An 18,447-nucleotide genomic window follows, 5' to 3' on the forward strand; every position below is an offset into this window, starting at 1 on the left:
TATGACCAGAACTTTATCATTCAATCGATTACAGCAGAGCATTGTTGGGTTTTGGGGGGCGATTGGGTGAGGGGTGAGGGGTGAGGGGTGAGGGAGAAACATTGGGCGCGGGCGCGGCTGCGATGGGCTTGTGCCGGTCAGCCAGCTGCGACCCCGCCAAGGCAGCAGCTGGCCTTTAGCTTATTCCGGTTTGTTGAGATCGTCTTCCTGACGCAAATATCCGGCCGCTTCTTCATCCTGTTTGGTCAGCGCAGGATTGCTTTGCATTGGGATTGCGCGGGATTGCTGGTTAATATCATGAATCTGCGAGGCATTGTGCAGGTCACGTTCACTGGTGATTGCTGCAATGGATTCCCGGTCTTTTAAGAAGCTGATGACATCCTGACGAATGCTGGCGAGCTCCTGGTCATTCTTATGCATTTCCAGAATGTAACGTGGGTGTTCGAGGTTGCGCATACCGCTGGCGGCGAACGTGCTGGAAACGATTCGACTCACAATTACCCAGGGCGTAATGCTCGATCGGACCAGAGTGTTTTCCGAGCGGGTGGAGTCGTGGATGCTGGTACCGGTTGAAATTTTCGACTCGGTGAACGTACCTTCTATTTTGACGTAAATCAGATGGCTTTCGAATTGCATTTCCGCGAAGAAGACATGGGCTGCATTGCTCAGTATGCGGGCGAAAGCGCGAATCAGTACGGCGGCGAGAAACACGTGTATGACCGATGCGGCCAAGCTGGAAAGCTCGCTTATCTGCTCATCCGTGAGCGCGGAACCCAAACGCTTAAAGCCAATATCGTTGATGTAGTTGTATAAATCGCCGACATTAAAGGCCAGCCAAACGGTCAGCAGGGAGGCGATTAGAAAGCCGATATTTCCGGTAATCAGGCTTAGCATGCGACTGCTGTTAAAGGCGGGACCGAGGTCCATGGCTTTAAATTTGGGTTGAACTTCCTGAATCATTTCACCAAAGAACTTGCCTTTACCCTCTACTTGTTCTTCCAGATTGGGTTCCAGTTCCTGATAAACCCGGTTGGGCACTTCTTTATACCGGCGATTGGCCATGACCAGATTGTCGAGATTGATGAAGATCTCATTGGGGTGGACGGATTCTTGCCAATTCTCGCGTAACTCGGATACCTCCGCCTTGGGGTCGCAGTAGGCCAGTCGTTTTTTCAGCATCATGCTGCAGAGAACACTGACTACAACTGCGGCAATGCTCACACCGAGTAGGTAAAACAGGGTGTTTGGCGCCGGCAGCCAAGCCAAAATTTCTTCCAGTTTCAGCAAGCTCCAGCCGCTGGTTTTCAGGGTAAAGGACAACGCCAGGCCAATAATTACTGGCAGCAGGATCGCGCCGGCAACGACCTTGGTCAGCTCTTTGCCGCCGAGGCTGGAGATACGTTTGTCGGCGGTGCGATTGATACCTTGGCCTGCGTTGCGCCAAACCAGAATGAGGTAAATGGTCAGCGCAATGGAATAGGCGGGAAACGCGAACTCACCAATATCGCCAGCAAAACCTGCCAAGGATACAAAAGCCGTCAGCGCGTAGGCGATCAGGGCTACCAGGGTTCGAACCCAGGCGCCGAACAGATGTTGAGCCATATTGCGCACAGGATAAGGCATGAAAATCAGCTTGGGGAAAATGCTGTGCATGAATCGAGCGACCAAACCTTCGGGTTCGACAAAGGTTGAGTTCTTGCGGCCGACCAACATTTCGGTCAGCCCCTGACGACTGTAGGCCAGGTAATCGTATTCTTCTTTGGCAGTGCTGGCTTCAGAATGGCTGAAGTTCTGGGCCAGTGAGGTTGGGTGATTTCGCCCAACAAAAAAACGCAGGGTCGCAATGATGCCGCTGGCGCAAAAGCGAATGCCGCTAGCGAGTAAAAACAAGCCAAACAAAACGAGTATCCAGCCGATACCGGCGTTCTCTTTGACGACAGACGCCGCCTGAAACAGCAGGAATACACCCATCGCCACCTCGGCCGCACCGCGCAGGGCCGTAACCGCCCCTTCTTTCTTAAAGGGGTTTCTGAGCCCCAGGTCTATCGAGCCATAATCAAAAGCCATTTTGACATCCTTAGCCTGCGTAAAAGAAAAATCGGGCTAAGTGTGCCTGAGAGGAAAGTGGGCGGCAAGCCTGATTGTTTTCAGGATGCTTGAGGGGTCCATGTGGGGTATCTGCGTGGGGAGGTTCAGTGTGGATTCAGGGCTTTTGACAGGTTGGATTGGTTAGAAAGTGTGGCTGAAAAGAGTCAGCACTAATGATTTGTAGCCATTTATTGGGCGTCTAGGCTTTGCCTCAATCCAGCTGTGTTAACGTAGTGCAGACCGACAGGGAGGCACGGATTAAATGGCTTAAACCGTATCCGCTTCTATCCGGAGTAATCGCTGTAAGGCCTGGTAGGACATGAGCCAAATAAGACGTTTAAAGCCCTTCATTTTTATGGTTCTACTGTGGGCGATTCCCTGTGCATCATTGCAGGCGAGTAATCAAACGCTGGACAATTTACTGCAGAAATTGGATAGCCAGCATTTTCTTCTCAGATCAAATTCAAGCACTAAATCTGAACTGGAAGTTTATCTGGGAACGATTCATCTCTATTCCCTGGCTGTGCAGGCGCAATTTTACCTGCATTATCAAGAGGCATTGGTTCACACGGAGCAACTGGAAGATTCCATTGCTGCCCGTGCGCGTTTATTGGAAATATCTGAACGCGTGGCTGTCCCGGGTTCCTATTTTCGCTACAGTAAAATGTTACTGGGTCTGGCCTATCTGAATCTTTCTCAAAGTGCGGATGCCAAAGCGGTTTTGAACTCCACGATTGCTGAGTCTGTTGATGCGGACGATTTTCAGGTTGCCTTTCATAGCTTTCTGACACTGGGGGATGTTTACTCAGGCGAGAAAAATTTCCCATTGGCTTTTGCGAACTACAAAGAAGCGCAGTCCATCATGCTTAAAGAATTACTGCCTCGGGAAGATGAGGCGCAATCATTCTTTTTGCAAGCTGAAATGAATTACCGTATTGGCTATGTATATCGCCATATGTGGCGAGATAAGGAGTCAATCGACTACTTTAAGCTGGCACTGAAATTTGATCGTCTTGTCGGAAATTCGAGGAATATCAAATACGATCTGAATCAGATTGCGGATGCGTATATCCGACTGGGAGATTTTAAACAATCGGAAAAGTACTTGCGGATGTTGGAGGCGCAGTTTAAAGAAGGTGGGTATCGCCATGAGGGTCGCCTGATGGATTTTTCCAGCTCCATGATTCTTCATTATGTCAAAATAGGTGAAGCGAGTAAGGCAAATAAGTACATCGACATTGCACGGTCTATAGAAAAGAACGTTCAAGGTGTGCCCGTCAAAATTCGCTATTACCTGGCTTATGCTGAGTATTTGAACGCCCAAGGTTTGTATGAGCAGGCGATTGAACAATGCAAGCTGGCGGAATCCATCGCCACAGAGTTGCCCAGGGGTGAATACCGTATTCGTCTGTTGAAGCTGAGTGCGGTAGCCAACTTCCAATTGGGTTTCCATAAAGAATCAGCAGAACTTTTTGAAAAAGTCTACCAGTCCTACCTCGAGCGCAGCGACCACATTCGTCTGATGACCGCTGAAGTGGAGAGGGCTCGATTTGACTTTGAATCCGAGGCTTTGAAAATCGAAAAGCTGACTCAGGATAACCATATGACCGAGTTGGCTCTTGAATCTGAAAAGGACAAGTTGCGCATATCGGTGTTGGTCATCAGTTTGTCCTTGTTGGCAATATGTTCACTGGTCGCGATGGTGTTGTACGCATCTCGGAATGAGAAGAAGCTCCGGTTTTTGGCCGACTATGACAGTTTGACCGGTGTGTTAAATCGTCGAGCGATTATCGAGCGGGGAGAGCGCGTGGCGAATACCTCAAGCTCTTTATCGCTATTGCTTATCGATGTGGATCACTTCAAGAGCATCAATGATAGCTTTGGCCACGCCAGGGGTGACCGTGTTCTTCAGTATATTGCGTTGGTGGCGTCAGGGTTTTGCGATGGAAAAATAAGCTTTGGTCGCCTTGGTGGCGAAGAGTTCTTGTTTGTTATTCGGGCTATGTCGGCATCTGACGTGTCTAGAATCGCAGAAGATTTTTCAGCGCTATTGAAATCAAAGCCTATCGATGGTGTTCCCGCGCCAACTGTCAGCATCGGCTTTGTTCATCAGTGTGAGGCACGAGGTGACTTCAAAGTTTTGCTTGAGAAGGCCGATGAGGCCTTGTATCAAGCGAAAAGTCGAGGTCGGGATTGCGTTGTTCGGTACCGACCTCCGACGGCCGGTCAGGAATCCAGCGTGTTGCTCAGAGCTTGGCGTTCATGAGCAGAGTGCCGAGTGTTCCAATGAGCGTCCCTTTGTTTACGACAGAGTCAGTTTCGCTGGATCGAGCAATTCCAGCAGTTTTTCCCGGCTTAGCTGAGTGTTTTCTTCCGCAACATCGATGATAGGGCGGCCTTCTTTGTAGGCTTGTTTGGCGATGTCAGCCGCCTTGAGGTAGCCAATAATCGGATTCAATGCCGTCACTAAAATTGGGTTTCGCGACAAGGTTTCCTGCAGCTTGTTTTCGTTCACGGTAAAGCTGTAAATGGCTTTGTCGGCCAACAGGCGGCTGCTGTTGCTCAATAAAGTGATACTCTGAAGCAGGTTATGCGCAATCAGTGGCAGCATGACATTCAACTCGAAATTTCCCGATTGACCTGCCACCGTAATAGTGGTGTCGTTGCCAATAACCTGCGCGGCTGCCATGGCCGTAGCTTCTGGTATAACCGGATTAACTTTGCCGGGCATAATTGAAGAGCCTGGTTGAAGAGCTTCCAATTCAATTTCACCCAAACCGGCGAGTGGCCCAGAGTTCATCCAGCGTAAATCGTTCGACACTTTTAGCAGCGATACGGCCGTAGATTTCAATTGGCCTGAGAGGGCGACAGCGATGTCTTGTGAGCCAATGTGAGCGAAGAAATTTTCTGCAGGTGTGAACGTGATGCCCAGGCGGGCACTTACTGTTGACGCAAAGGTATCAGCAAATTTGGGATGTGCATTGATACCTGTGCCGACGGCGGTGCCACCTTGAGCCAAGCTCTGGAGTAAAGGTTGTTGAGTGTTCAGCTGCGTAAGATTTTGTTCAATTTGGGTGGCCCAACTGTTTAAGCTCTGGCTCATGCGGACGGGCATGGCGTCCATGAGGTGGGTGCGGCCGGTTTTTACGTATTTGTGTAGCTGTTTAGCTTTGAGGCGAGTGACGCTTACCAGATGTTCCAGTGCGGGGAGTAATTCTTCATGAAGTCCAACCGCTGCACTGATATGAATTGCAGATGGGATTATGTCATTACTGCTTTGACCGTAATTGACATGATCGTTTGGTGAGATTTCCTCCCCGCAAAGTTCAGTGGCGATACTGGCGAGAACCTCATTGGCGTTCATGTTTGAGCTGGTGCCGGAGCCCGTCTGGAAAACATCGACAGGAAAATGAAGCATAAAATCGGGATCCCCCAATAGCTGATCGGCGGCATCAGAGATGGCATCAGCGTGTTTGGGGTTAATAGCGCCTAACTCTTTGTTGGCCAGCGCGGCAGCTGCTTTTGCGTTGAGTAAGGCGCGAATAAAGCGCTCTGGCATAATTTGGCCGCTGATGGGAAAGTTGTGAATGGCTCGCTGAGTTTGAGCTCGGTACAGGGCTTCGGCGGGGACTTCCAGTTCACCCATGCTGTCAGTTTCAATGCGCATATTTTTCATAGTGCTTCTCTCCTCGTTTGACTCAAGCCGTCTGCAACGTAGTGGCTGCAGAGGGCTAATTCCAGTCGCAGCTGTTGCCAGTGTATTCGATCCTGCTCGTTTTCGATCAGCTGGTGCAAGACGTGCAGGGGGCGGTAGATGTAGTCCAGGCACATGCAGCGCCATTGCGGATTAATCAGTTCGTCACTGATGGTATCGAGTAATAGATAGAATTGTTGTTCAAAATGATTTTGCTGTCTTCCTTTGTCACATCGTTGACAGGGTTTCAGTCCCCGACGATTCGCGCAACAGCTTTCAATGTGGAGCCATTTTTGAATCAAGTGCGGTGAATTTGGGGAATCCCCCGTGCGTATGAGTTGGCGCAACTCAATGATTTCCGGGATCTGGTTTGGGGTGTTCATTGTCGGCATTCTATTGTAATTAAACGGTAATGATTCTCATTGTATTTTATTTTGATAATAGTGCAATAGCTCCACTCAGGCACCGAGTACTGATTTCACTGCGCGGACACATAATGCGGCTACTCTGGTTCTGATCGGTGCTTGCTGTGTTTTTGTTGATTGAGGGTCATCCCCAAGGGGTTGTTTTCAATGGGTTTTTAAGTTTATGTCGAGTTTATTAAGAAAATGTTCAGTATTACATGTAATAAAATTGACTCATCACATGTAATGGGATATGTTTGACTTATGAAAGCGAAATCTTCAGCACATTATCAACGTGAATACCGCCGACGCTTGCGAGAGCAGGGCTTGGTAAAGAAGGAAGTGTGGATTCTTCCTGAGAACGCCAAACAGCTGGCTGATGTAGAAAAGCAGCTGCGCATGCCTGGGGGTAGGGTTCGATCTAAAGGAGTGATGAGTATGACAGATAAAGTGGAACGTTGGACAACGAGCAGCTTGTGTGAGGCGTTGGCAGAAACCGATCTTTTTGTCAGTGGGCAGGCCAAGCTGGAACTCATTGATGGCGTTGAGCCAACATTGCATATTGTCATGACGGAGTATGGCGATCTGCCTGTCTTCCTGACAGTCAGCGGTGAGCAAATTATCGTTGAGTCTGTGCTGTGGTCAGTGTCGGAAGTCAGTGATGTCGATGCTTTTAATAAAACTGTGTTGCAAACACACAAATATTTCCCGCTTTCGACCATCAGTTTGGATGCAAGAGTCGATGGAAGCGATTACTATCACATGTTTGGCGCATTGAGTGCGTCGTCAATTCTTCCCAATATTGTTTTCGAAATTGAAGTGTTGGCAAGTAATGTGATCCAGGCCACAGAGGCTTACAGTGAGTTTTTGTCCATTCCAGTTGAAGCGAGCTAAGCAAGGAGCAGGTGATGAATATTTGGTCAAAAATGATGACGGCCCTGCGTGGTGGTGTTAATGAAGCGGGTGAGGCTATCGTTGATAGTCAGGCGTTAAGAATCCTGGATCAGGAAGTTCGCGACGCATCCGAAGAATTAAAGCAATCCAAAGGCAGCTTGGCAGAAATCATGGCCAGGCAGAAGTTAGCTGAAGAAAAGGTTGCTCAGCTTCAAAAGCAGATTGATGAGCATGAAGGCTATGCGGTCAAAGCTTTGGAGAAGGGTGATGAGAGTCTGGCCCGGGAAGTGGCTGAAAAAATTGCCGGTCTTGAGAATCAGCAGTCCCAGGAAAAGGACTCTGCGAGTGGCTTTTCTGAGAGCGTTGATAAACTGCGTGCCGCAATTCAACAGAGCGAGCGCAATATAAAACGCCTTAAACAGCAGGTAGATACCGTCAAAGCGACGGAAAATGTTCAGCGGGCTCAGGCCGCCGTTGCCGAGCGCCACAGTGGTTCCAACTCCAAGATGAGGACGGCGATGGATTCTCTGGAGCGTATTAAAGAGAAACAGGCTCTAAAAGAGGCGCAAATGTCGGCCGCCAGTGAATTGGCGGAAGAAGATGTGGATGTTTCCCTGCAAACCAAGCTGGAAGAAGCGGGCATTGCCAGTACTGGAAACAGTGCTGATGATATTCTCGAACGACTTAAGAAAAAAACCTAACGATACAAAAACAACACAATACAGGCGCAAGGAATAAGGAGGTGCGGGAATGTTTGCAGTTTTACTCAGCGAGGGTATGGATCCCTTCTACCAGAATATTGCTTCATTTCCGACCGCATGTTTCACCTTCTTTCTTACCATAACCGTTCTGTATTGGTTGGTTGCCGTTCTCGGCTTTGTGGATATTGATATATTGGACTTCGATATCCCGGATGCCGATGCCAGTATGGATATAAACCCGGACAATGGATTGTCCACCCCTGATGTGCTTGCTGGCCTCATGCTTCGCTTTGGCTTAGTCGGCGTACCCGTAACAATTATTATGTCTTTAATTTCATTGTTCGGTTGGCTGGTCTGCTACTACATCGTTCATTTTTTATTTGGCGTGATTCCGGACGGGATATTGCGATACCTGGCAGGTATTCCTGTGCTTATCGGCTCATTGTATGTTGCCGTAATGATCACAGCCATATTGATTAAACCCCTAAGACCTCTGTTTCAAAAAGCTCAGCAGCAAACGGTAAAACATGTTCTGGGGCAAACCGCAATTGTGCGCACTTCCAAAGTCGACAAGGATTTTGGTGAGGTAGTATTGGAAGATGGTGGCGCAGGTTTGATACTGAAGGCCCGAGCGACGGGTGATGCAGTTTACTCCAAAGGTGATCGCGTTGTGCTTTTGGAACACTTGACAGAAAGCAATCTTTATCGAGTGGTATCTGAAGACGAATTTTCAGGTTCCCCGCAGTAAGAAACTCAAAATCTAAAAACATGGACATGGAGTAAGCGTAATGGCTGACTTATCTGTACTTATGCCAATCGTAACGGGTGTGGGCATATTCTTTATTGTGATCATGGGGCTGGCAGCATTGTTCAAGGCCTTTTATGTGAAGGTTGAACAGGGGACAGCGTTGATCGTGAACGATATGAGCTCCAGTCCTAAGGTGCATTTTACTGGAGCGCTGGTTTACCCGATTATCTATAAAAAGGAAATGATGAAAATTTCCTTGATTACTTTGGAGGTGGATCGTCGAGGCAAGGATGGCCTTATTTGTGCTGATAATATGCGCGCAGACATTACGGTTGCCTTTTATTTGCGAGTGAATGAGACGGCTGTTGATGTCTTGAAAGTTGCCAAATCCATCGGTGCAGGTCGCGCATCGGATAAAGATGCAGTAAACCAGCTGTTTAACGCAAAATTCTCTGAAGCGCTTAAAACGGTTGGTAAACAGATTGAATTCGTTGCTCTGTTTGAAAATCGCCAGGAATTCCGTGAAAAGATTATTCAGGTTATCGGTGATGACTTGAACGGTTATGTTCTGGAAGATGTAGCGATCGATTATCTGGAGCAAACTCCAAAGGCATCCTTGGATCCAAGTAATATTCTGGATGCCGAAGGTATTAAAAAGATCACTGAATTAACTGCTGCGCAAAATGTTCGCACCAATATTTTGGAGCGCGATGAAGAATTGGCAATTAAGAAAAAGAATGTTGAAACCGTAGAGGCGATGTTGGAGCTGGAGCGTCAGCAGGCGGATGCCGAAGCCAAGCAACAGCGTGAAGTCGCCACCATTCAAGCTCGCGAGGAAGCGGAAACCAAAAAAGTTCAGGAAGAGGAGCGCCGCAAGGCAGAAGCGACAACTATCCAGGTGGAGCAAGATCTCGCGGTTCAGACGGAAAATCAAAAGCGTGAAATCGAGGTGGCAGAACAGAATCGTCAACGTGCGGTTGCAATTGAAGAAGAAAAAGTTACCCGAGCACGAGATCTGGAAATCGTTTCCCGTGAACGCGAAGTTGAAATTCAGAAAATTGAAGCAGACAAGGCGATCGAAGTAGAGAAGAAGGAGATCGCTAACGTGATTCGTGAGCGTGTAGCGGTTGACAAGACTGTTGCCATCGAAGAAGAGCGCATTAAAGAAGTTCGGGAAGTCTCTGAAGCTGACCGAGCCAAGCAAACCCAAGTGCTGGCTGCCGAGGCCATCGCGGAAGAAGATAAAGTCAAACAAGTCAAAGCAGCGGAAGCTGAAGAGTTGTCTGCTAAGCATAAGTCAGTTGAGATCACCACCTTGGCACAGGCCGAATTGGATGCCGCGGCGAAAGAAGCCGAGGCTAAGAAAAAGTTGGCTGAAGGTGTTCAGGCTGAGCAAGCTGCACCCGGCTTGGCCGAAGCTAAGGTTCAAGCCGCTAAGGCAGATGCCTTGGAGAAAGAAGGTGTGGCTGAGGCTCAGGTGATCAAAGCGAAAGGTGACGCCGAAGCTGACGCTCTGTTGGGAACCGGTAAGGCAAGAGCTGATGTCACTGCCGCACAGGGTGACGCTGAAGCCCAATCGGCTCGTGATATTGGTCTGGCAAATGCTGAAGTAACGCGCGAGCAATTCAAAGCTGAGGCGGATGGCTTGGTAGACAAGTTCCAGGCAATGAACAGCATGAGTGAGGATGCACGTTCTCACGAAGAATATCGTATGGGCCTTGAAACCGCCCTTAAGGAAGCTCTGGCTTCGATTGAAGCCGGTAAAGAGATTGCCCGCGAAAATGCAGAAGTGTTGGCTGTCGCTCTACAGAAGGCGAAGATTGACATCGTAGGTGGTGAGGATCACTTCTTCGATAACTTTGCTAAATCCCTCTCCATTGGCAAGGCAGTTGATGGCCTGGCAGACAAGAGTGGCACCATTCAAGCTTTGTTACACCGGGTCATTGAAGGCAAAGCTGAGTCATCTAAAACCACTGAGGACGCTTAAGCTGCATTGCAAGGTGCAATGTAAAAGCCGATAACGAAGAGCAGAGGTGGTTTCGCCTCTTCGAAAAACTGCCCCAAGTCATATTGACGGCGGGCAGTGGTTTGAGCCACGCAGAAGGAAAGCCAGATGGTAGAGCAGGTGCAATCTACGGACCTTGTCGACAACGCGGTTGCGGAAGGCGGCGCTTATGAAATTATTAAAAAGCGTTTGCTGGACCAGGGGAAGCAGCTCGATGCCAAGATCCAAAAGCTGAATCAATCGAGACTGAACGAGTTTGGCAGTTCGGACATGAGCGTGGCCGCGCGGGTACGTGTACGTACCGAAAACAACTGCATCGCTCGAGATATTGTTCAAATTGGCGATCATTTACTGTTTGCATACAACGTTTTTCTTGGTCTCAAGAAGGAAACTAAAGTAGAAGATGTATTCGCTCTCTTTGATATCAAAGAGAGCGCTGAGGGCATAGAAATGGTGCCCGTGTCTTTGGACGGTAGTTTTCTCAGGGAAGCTTCCTTTCTCAGCGATTTTGAAGAATTGTATCGTTATTACAAGCATACCCGGCTGGTTCAGCTCATTGTTAAAGATGGCAAGTTGCTGGCGGGCTTTCAGATTGGTGAACGCCTGGAGGATGTGCGGGTTTTTCGCTGGTCCCTATCGCCCGATGGTAAGAACATCGAGTATATTGACAATCGAGGCGAACGCGATATCCAGTTGCCTCCGGCCTATGATTTTGAATGGATTGAAACTGATCGTGAAGACGCCGTTCATGGTCGACATCCCCACGTGAATATACTGGACACCATATTTGTTGAGACTGTCGGTGGCGACCTGACCATTAAAATTGAAAACAATACTGAAGATGGTCTGGGGATTTATCGGGAAACGGTTGAAGATAAAACACAGTCGCTGGACGATGCGCAAATCGCCTATGCCGCGGTTGGCAGTTTGATATTGTTGAAAGTGTTGCCTTATAGAGAGGAAGTCTGGCGTTACTTTATCTACAACACCCTGACGGAAGAGGTTTTGCGGATTGACGCCATTGGAGAATCCTGTGTGCAATTGCCAGAGGATCACGGCCTTATCTTTCCGGGCGGTTATTACCTCCAAACCGGCGAATTCAAGCGCTTTGATGAAGAAACCGAAGGCTTAACGTTCAAGCGGAAAATCCGATCACCCAATGGCGAAGACATGCTTTATGTGTTTTATCAGCCCGAGGATGGGGTGATTGGCCTGTTTTCCTACAATCTTATTGAAAAAGCCCTTCAAAACCCAATTTATGGCCATGGCTATGCCCTGGCAGAAAACGGTCGTTTGGTGATTTTCTCTGCCGAGGTGGAACCGATTCGCGTTCATCCCATGCAGATTTGGGATACGCCATTTGAGAGTGCTGAGTACGCCAGCAAGGCGCCAGCAAGCCAGAGTTTTTTGGGGCGTATCGGTAACGCTGAACTCGTTCGAGGCGTGTCCGACCTTTACAGCATTTGCCGAATGATCAACAACCAGGGGGTTTCCGCTCGTTTATACGAAGAATTGGAAAAGTCCGCAAAGAAGATTTTTGATGATCATTACTGGATTGAAGAATCTGAAACTGAGGGTATCGCTGAAGTTCTCAAGGACATTTCAGCAACGTCCGAACTGGTCATTGATGAGTTTGAAAAGGTTCAGAGTATTCAGCAACAATCTGCCAAGAGCATGTTGGAAGCGGAACAAAAGCAAGAGACTCTGCTGCAATCGGTGCGTCCCGAAAATTGGGATAACGCCGAAGAATTTGTGGATGCTTTGGCTCAGCTCCGCCGTCAACGCGGCCACCTGGTAACCCTGCGCAGTTTACGATACATCGATCTGGATAAAATTGGGGCACTTGACGATGACTTAAAAACCGTAGAAGCCAGTCTCACTGAGCGTACGGTCGCCTTTCTGTCGGATGAACAGGCGCTGGAGCCCTATGTACACAAAATTGATGACCTGAATAAGCGGGTAGATGAAGCGGACACTATTGCAACTCTGGAGCCGCTCATTGAAACGATTGAAAACACCGCAGAAGGACTCGATCTGCTTTCTGAGTTAATAGGTACATTGAAGGTGGATGATGCAACGGTTAGAACCCGGATTATCGACTCCATCTCAATGGTGTATTCGAAGCTGAACCAAAGTAAGGCCAGTGCCAAGCATAAACAGAAATCCCTGGGCTCATCCGAAGCGATCGCTCAATTCTCCGCACAGTTTAAGTTGTTTTCCCAGAGTATTACCAATGCGTTGGGCGTTTCCAATACACCGGAAAAATGCGATGAGCAACTGTCCCGTTTATTGGTGCAATTGGAAGAACTTGAAAGCCAATACAGTGAATACGATCAGTTCCTGGCGGATATCATGGATAAACGTGAGGAAATCTATGAGTCCTTTGAAGGTCATAAACAGCAGTTGCTTGACGCGAGGCAGCGCAAAGCGCAATCCGTCTCTGATGCTGCTGCCCGGATTTTGGGGAGTATCGAAAAACGTTCTTTAAAATTCACCGAGGCTGATGAGCTGAATACCTATTTCGCCTCGGACGCTCTTGTGATGAAAATTCGCGAACAGGTAGAGCAGCTACGCGAATTGGATGCCGCGGTCAAAGCCGACGATGTTGAAGCGAAACTGAAAGCGGTTCAAGAGCAGGCCCTACGTTCTCTGCGCGACAAAACCGATATTTATGAAGATGGCGGGAATGTCATTAAGCTGGGCCCAAGACACAAGTTTTCAGTAAACACCCAGGAACTGGATCTCACTATTATCCCCAGAGATGGAGATCTGAATATTCATCTGACAGGCACTGATTACTACGAGGCGATTGAGCATCCGGAGCTTATGGCGCTCAGGGAGTTCTGGGGAATGAGTCTGGAATCTGAAACCCCAGAAGTCTACCGAGCTGAGTACTTGGCGGCGTTGATTCTCGATGCAGCGAAACATCAGCAGAATACACTGTCCATGCCAACATTGACGGCAGCCCTGAACAAGGAAGGTGAGCTTGATCAACTGGTTCGTGAATTTGCTGGCCCACGTTACAAAGAAGGATATGAGAAGGGTGTTCATGATCATGATGCCGCTTTATTGTTACGGACTTTAATTCCGGCAATTGATAGTGCCGATTTGCTGTCGTTCGATCCATTAAGTCGCGCATTAGCGCAGGTGTTTTGGGCCAATATAAAAGGCTTAAGCCATAGCAGTCGTGGTGCCGAACTTGAAGACGTTCAGAAACAAGCGACTCTTTCGTACACCAGCTGGCCTGAACGAGCTCAATCGGCTCGTCAAATGGAGTCGGTATTTCGAAGCCGGGAAGCCATGGAGCTGCTGGCCGAAGAAGTGTCAGGCTCTATAAGCGCCTTTATCAAACAGCACCCTTTGCCTGTCAATGAGCTGGATATCCGCCGCGCTGCAGACTATTTGGTTGCTGAGTTGGGGCGTGATCGTATTGAGTTTATTGGCAGTAAATACGCAGTACGCCTGGCTGAAGAGCTCAAGCATTCAATGAGCGACGAAACCTGGCGCCGTTACCAGCTGGCGCTTGAAAAAATGATTGGCTGGCCAGCCGAACGTTGGAATTTAACAGCGGCCTGGTTGCAAGCTCTCATTGTTGAAAAGGAACTCGATTCTTTAGAGCGCTATATTCCAGAGGCGGTGGCTTTGATCAATGCCGATGAACGATTGGATCGTCGCCTAAGTGAAGTGGATCTTGAACTGCGGGTAGAAGGCTTGATGGGTGATCATAGGATGATCGAAGAACGAGCGTTATCCTTTGGCCTGGACGCTTTTCTGTTAAAGCTCGAGCGCCATCGCTTTGAAATTGTACCCGCCTACCATCGTTATCTAGAGTTGCGACAGGACATTATTCGTAGCGAAAGAGACGCTCTTCGCCTGGAGGAATTCAAGGCGCGCCCGCTAAGTTCATTTGTCCGCAACCGTTTGATCAATGAATCCTATCTTCCGCTTATTGGTGACAACCTGGCGAAACAGATGGGAACCGTAGGGGATACAAAACGAACGGACCTTATGGGGCTATTGATGATGATCTCGCCTCCGGGATACGGTAAAACCACATTGATGGAATATGTGGCGAACCGTTTGGGATTGATCTTTATGAAGATCAACTGCCCATCTCTCGGCCATCAGGTCATATCACTTGACCCAGAGCAGGCACCGAATGCGACTTCTCGCAAAGAGTTGGAAAAACTCAATCTGGGCCTGGAAATGGGCAATAATGTGATGTTGTATCTTGATGATATTCAACACACCGATCCGGAGTTCTTACAGAAATTCATCTCACTGTGTGATGGTACACGCCGAGTTGATGGCGTGTGGAAGGGTAAAACCAAAACCTATGATATGCGGGGCCGGAAATTCTGCGTAGTGATGGCTGGTAACCCTTATACGGAATCAGGTGAGGCGTTCAAAATCCCGGACATGCTGGCCAACCGGGCTGACATTTACAACCTCGGTGACATTCTGGGTGGAATGGATGAGCAGTTTGCGCTGAGTTACATAGAAAATGCCCTGACCTCCAATCAAGTTCTGGCGCCCTTGGCGGTACGTGAAATGGGGGACGTTTATAAACTGATTGATTTGGCCAAAGGTGTAAACGTTCCCACTACTGATTTAAGTCATCAATACAGCGGCGCTGAAATTAACGAGATCACTGAAATCTTTAAAAAGATGATGGTGGTTCAGGATGTCGTGCTCAAAATCAATAAGCAATACATTGCTTCAGCGGCGCAAGATGACAAATATCGTACTGAGCCCGCTTTCAAACTGCAGGGCAGTTACCGCAATATGAACAAGATGACGGAAAAGTTATCAGCGGTTATGAATGACAAGGAACTCATGCAGTTGATTGCTGACCATTATCTGGGAGAGGCACAGCTGCTAACCACCGGTGCTGAAGACAATCTTCTTAAACTGGCGGAGCTCAGAGGCAATATCACGGAAGAACAAAGCATGCGTTGGGAGCAAATTAAAAGCGACTACCTTCGCAATAAGTCTATGGGAGGGGATGACGCTGACACCGGTGCCCGCGTTGTTGCACAGTTAGCGGATCTCGTTGACAGTGTGCAGGGTTTATCTCAGCAGACGAGCAGCGTCAATGCCAAGTCGGCACCTAAGCACAGGATTGATGCCGAAAAAGATGAGAATCTAATGCTGTTAATGCAACAGCTTACGGAAGCCGTAAAGCAATCCCAACCGTCGGTCAAAGTGGTTAATGAGCCAGTGCCTGGCATCAATAAGTTGTTATCTGCACTTGCCCAGACGATTGAGCACAGTATTTCGCCGTTGGTGCGCAGCATGGACAAAAAACTTGATATCGATTTGCGCACCCACGACAAAATGCGGGATATCTCAGAGCAGTTGCGCAGTCTGGAATCTGAATTTTCAGGAAAACCGTCGTTAGACGCACCTGATGATCCCGTCGTATAAGGTGTGTTGATCCAATATTGACAATGCAGAAAAAAGATTGAGGGTCGCCCCTTTTTCTTTTTTCTCGCACCGGAAACCTCAATGCCCACTGAACGTTTCCTGTATTCCGATGATTTGCCCTTTTATTGACTGGAATTTTCTTCCCCCGCACACTCTGTTGGATGGCGTCCTTTCTGTATCTGGCCTCTCCTGTACAGGAGCGAAGAGATTGCCTGCTCTTCAAAACATACAATAAAAAATAGCACCATAGGGGAAAGAATTGTGGGTTCAAAAATTCAAAAAAGAGTGTCCGCTATTATCATTTTCAGTGCATTTCTTATGAGCGCCTGCGCTGAATATTGGGATGGGAAATCCAGCGCGGAGGAAATGTATCGTATGTATTTTGAGGGCTTTCCCGGAACGTTGAAAGCTTACGATGCCAACCCGGAAGCCAAAGCTCAACTGTTAGATCGTACCGCTCTGGCTTATGAGAGTGGCGGGCAGGGAGCGGCTGACAGCGTTTTTCTCGCCGAGTTTTGGCAGTTTTTTAATGAACGTACTCGTTTGAACATATCCCGAGCCCCGGATGCCGATATTATTCAATACGCGCTTGCACTGGCCAATTGGTTGGATTTTCTGGCCGATAAACACGGTGCGTCCTGCCACGATATCGCTTTGACGGGCAGTGACTTACTTCGTCTTGGTTTGGTGTTGGAACATGGCACTACCCAGGGGTTTATTGGGGCAGGTGATAATCTGATGCTCAAAGCTGGGCCTAACAATCGAACACGAGCCTCAGAGAGAGACGCCAAGCGGCAGCTTGAAAATGCCCGGCGACACTTGTTCAATTCCATGGAGAATACAGACTATCGAGAAGCGTTTTTGTTTGAGCCTCTCTCGGCTGAGAGTAATGATGAAAAGAGGCAGGCCTGTCGAACACTCTCAGCAACTTTATATTACTTCAGTGCGCCAGAGCGTAATCGAGCGACATCAGCGTCGTTTCTGCGTCGTTATCTGCAGGGGCCGCAATAGCCCCTCGGATTATGGAAGGTTAAACAGGATCGACCTTGTGCATATCCACTGACTGAACCATGTCTTTGGTTGACGCCAGATAGGCTGCCATATGCACTGAGTTGGCGTGGGCTAGGAAAGCGTCTTTGTCCCGGTAGCATTCCTGTACGTAGAACATATGGGGTACTTTGCGATCTTGGTAAAATTGATAGCGAATACAGCCCGCTTCCTGGAGTGTTAGCTCTTGAGCTTTACGCATTTCGGCTTTGAGAGCCTCGATATGCTCTTCCCTGGCGCTTACGCGCACCAATAAATTAACTTCGCTCATAGTCTCCTCTCTTGCTTGAACAGTGATTAATATTATGACCGAACGATCGATCATAATATTAATGTGGCTAAATGAAAAGCCAGCTTCACTTGCCAGAGCAATGATGCAAACAGGAAAACCTAAAGTGTAGGTAAGGAGGGTGTGCGGATAGTATCAGGAATACAGTTATGGTAAGTTTAAACGCTACTGTTGGTATTGTTTAAGCCTTGACTGCTTAAGGCCTGTTATTGGAATTGACGATGAGCATTGATGCATTTTTCGAAGATAAGAGCTGCCACTTTGATGAGTTAGTCGACTATTTGGATAAGCTGGATAAGGGACGAAGAATTGACGAGTCGACAGGCTTGAGTGCTCAGCAACAACAATTGCTTTGGGAGGCCGCTGAAGGTTCCGAAAGGCTAACGATGGATTACTTTGTTCCTGAAACGTGTAAGCCATTGGAACCGGTTATTCATTGGGGTAAAAATTCCTTGCCCGCGTTTACACACTTTCAAAAAGTCATGTGTCGTACATCGACGCCTGGCGAATTTTCAGGGTACAACGTTTATGCATTGAAATCTTTGATTGGCGATGGTTATTTTGTGGCAAGAAACACCACCTCAGATGAAGCGGACGATCACGGTGTGGTTATCGATTACACTCGTGTGCCTGAAGAAAAATGTTTGGATTGGCCGGATATTCATTGTAATGAACGTAGGTTGGGCCGTTTTTTCTACTCTGGAAATTACGATTATATGCGCCGAGTCAGCCGCCATGTTTCTATCGGCCGTGCTAAAAAGGCCAAAGCACCGCACAGTACGTGGATGCCCAATTGGTTTGTACTGTGTCGGGAAGACTAATCTTGAGTTGGGTTGTCTATGTTAGATAGGCGTATAAAAAGTACCAGTCGGCTCAAGAAGAGCAAATGAGGTATAGGGCGTCGAATGCCCAATTCTGTTTCCCTTCTTTCTTTTCTGCGTTATTTTCTTTTTGTTTTTCATTTATTGCTTCTGATTTTCCACTGCACAGGCTGCTGGATGGTACGCCACGGTTTCGCTGCCTGAGTCGTATAAATAAACCCACGGCAAGAGATAATCATCAAATTTGGCAATAAGTGCAAAAAATGGCGTTTCAAGAATCATGTTTTTAGCTTCAAAGCTAAAGTAATGGCTGGTTGAGTCGACACTTT

13 protein-coding genes are annotated in these 18,447 nt (G+C 48.1%); 8 read left to right on the forward strand and 5 right to left on the reverse strand.

Annotated features, from left to right (window positions below; all coding sequences use genetic code 11):
- Positions 1-180: 180 nt before the first annotated feature.
- Positions 181-2,067 (reverse strand): hypothetical protein, encoded by a 1,887-nt coding sequence (locus ABWW03_RS15315; RefSeq protein ID WP_353409655.1) that lies wholly within the window; start codon positions 2,065-2,067, stop codon positions 181-183.
- A 340-nt stretch (positions 2,068-2,407) separates the two neighbouring features.
- Here ABWW03_RS15315 and ABWW03_RS15320 point away from each other — a divergent pair, with 340 nt between their 5' ends.
- Entirely contained in the window at positions 2,408-4,354 is a 1,947-nt protein-coding gene (locus tag ABWW03_RS15320; RefSeq protein ID WP_353409657.1) for a diguanylate cyclase, read from the forward strand.
- A 36-nt stretch (positions 4,355-4,390) separates the two neighbouring features.
- On the opposite strand, the gene ABWW03_RS15325 is transcribed toward ABWW03_RS15320, so the two are convergent.
- Entirely contained in the window at positions 4,391-5,764 is a 1,374-nt protein-coding gene (locus tag ABWW03_RS15325; RefSeq protein ID WP_353409659.1) for a class II fumarate hydratase, read from the reverse strand.
- Positions 5,761-6,165, reverse strand: a complete 405-nt coding sequence (locus ABWW03_RS15330) for a hypothetical protein (protein ID WP_353409661.1) — start codon at positions 6,163-6,165, stop codon at positions 5,761-5,763. Before ABWW03_RS15330 ends, ABWW03_RS15325 begins: the two co-directional genes overlap by 4 nt.
- Positions 6,166-6,450: 285 nt before the next feature.
- On the opposite strand from ABWW03_RS15330, the gene bacA reads away from it, so the two are divergent.
- The 6 genes from bacA to ABWW03_RS15360 all read left to right on the forward strand — a co-directional run bounded on the left by bacA (position 6,451) and on the right by ABWW03_RS15360 (position 16,972).
- On the forward strand, positions 6,451-7,080 hold the full coding sequence (gene bacA / locus ABWW03_RS15335; RefSeq protein WP_353409663.1) for a biofilm formation regulator BacA: 630 nt from the start codon (positions 6,451-6,453) through the stop codon (positions 7,078-7,080).
- A 14-nt stretch (positions 7,081-7,094) separates the two neighbouring features.
- A complete protein-coding gene (locus ABWW03_RS15340) occupies positions 7,095-7,781 on the forward strand; it encodes a PspA/IM30 family protein (RefSeq protein WP_353409665.1) in 687 nt (228 codons plus the stop codon).
- 49 nt (positions 7,782-7,830) lie between these two features.
- The gene (locus ABWW03_RS15345; RefSeq protein ID WP_353409667.1) at positions 7,831-8,529 is read left to right on the forward strand and encodes a DUF1449 domain-containing protein; all 699 of its coding nucleotides are present in this window, start codon (positions 7,831-7,833) and stop codon (positions 8,527-8,529) included.
- 40 nt (positions 8,530-8,569) lie between these two features.
- Positions 8,570-10,516, forward strand: a complete 1,947-nt coding sequence (locus ABWW03_RS15350; RefSeq protein WP_353409669.1) for a hypothetical protein — start codon at positions 8,570-8,572, stop codon at positions 10,514-10,516.
- A gap of 126 nt (positions 10,517-10,642) precedes the next feature.
- Positions 10,643-15,961, forward strand: coding sequence for a DNA repair ATPase (locus tag ABWW03_RS15355; RefSeq protein ID WP_353409671.1), 5,319 nt, complete (start codon positions 10,643-10,645; stop codon positions 15,959-15,961).
- A gap of 318 nt (positions 15,962-16,279) precedes the next feature.
- A complete protein-coding gene (locus tag ABWW03_RS15360; RefSeq protein ID WP_353409673.1) occupies positions 16,280-16,972 on the forward strand; it encodes a hypothetical protein in 693 nt (230 codons plus the stop codon).
- A 19-nt stretch (positions 16,973-16,991) separates the two neighbouring features.
- Here the strand turns inward: ABWW03_RS15360 and ABWW03_RS15365 are convergent, their stop codons facing one another.
- Entirely contained in the window at positions 16,992-17,279 is a 288-nt protein-coding gene (locus ABWW03_RS15365; RefSeq protein ID WP_353409675.1) for a putative quinol monooxygenase, read from the reverse strand.
- 239 nt (positions 17,280-17,518) lie between these two features.
- Here ABWW03_RS15365 and ABWW03_RS15370 point away from each other — a divergent pair, with 239 nt between their 5' ends.
- A complete protein-coding gene (locus ABWW03_RS15370; RefSeq protein WP_353409677.1) occupies positions 17,519-18,118 on the forward strand; it encodes a hypothetical protein in 600 nt (199 codons plus the stop codon).
- 141 nt (positions 18,119-18,259) lie between these two features.
- On the opposite strand, the gene ABWW03_RS15375 is transcribed toward ABWW03_RS15370, so the two are convergent.
- Positions 18,260-18,400 carry a hypothetical protein gene (locus ABWW03_RS15375; RefSeq protein WP_353409679.1) on the reverse strand — a complete coding sequence of 47 codons (141 nt, stop codon included), beginning with the start codon at positions 18,398-18,400 and terminating at the stop codon, positions 18,260-18,262.
- Between the last annotated feature and the right edge of the window lie 47 nt (positions 18,401-18,447).

Origin of the sequence: Pseudoteredinibacter isoporae (assembly GCF_040372805.1) — a bacterium.
GTDB lineage: Bacteria > Pseudomonadota > Gammaproteobacteria > Pseudomonadales > Cellvibrionaceae > Pseudoteredinibacter > Pseudoteredinibacter isoporae_A.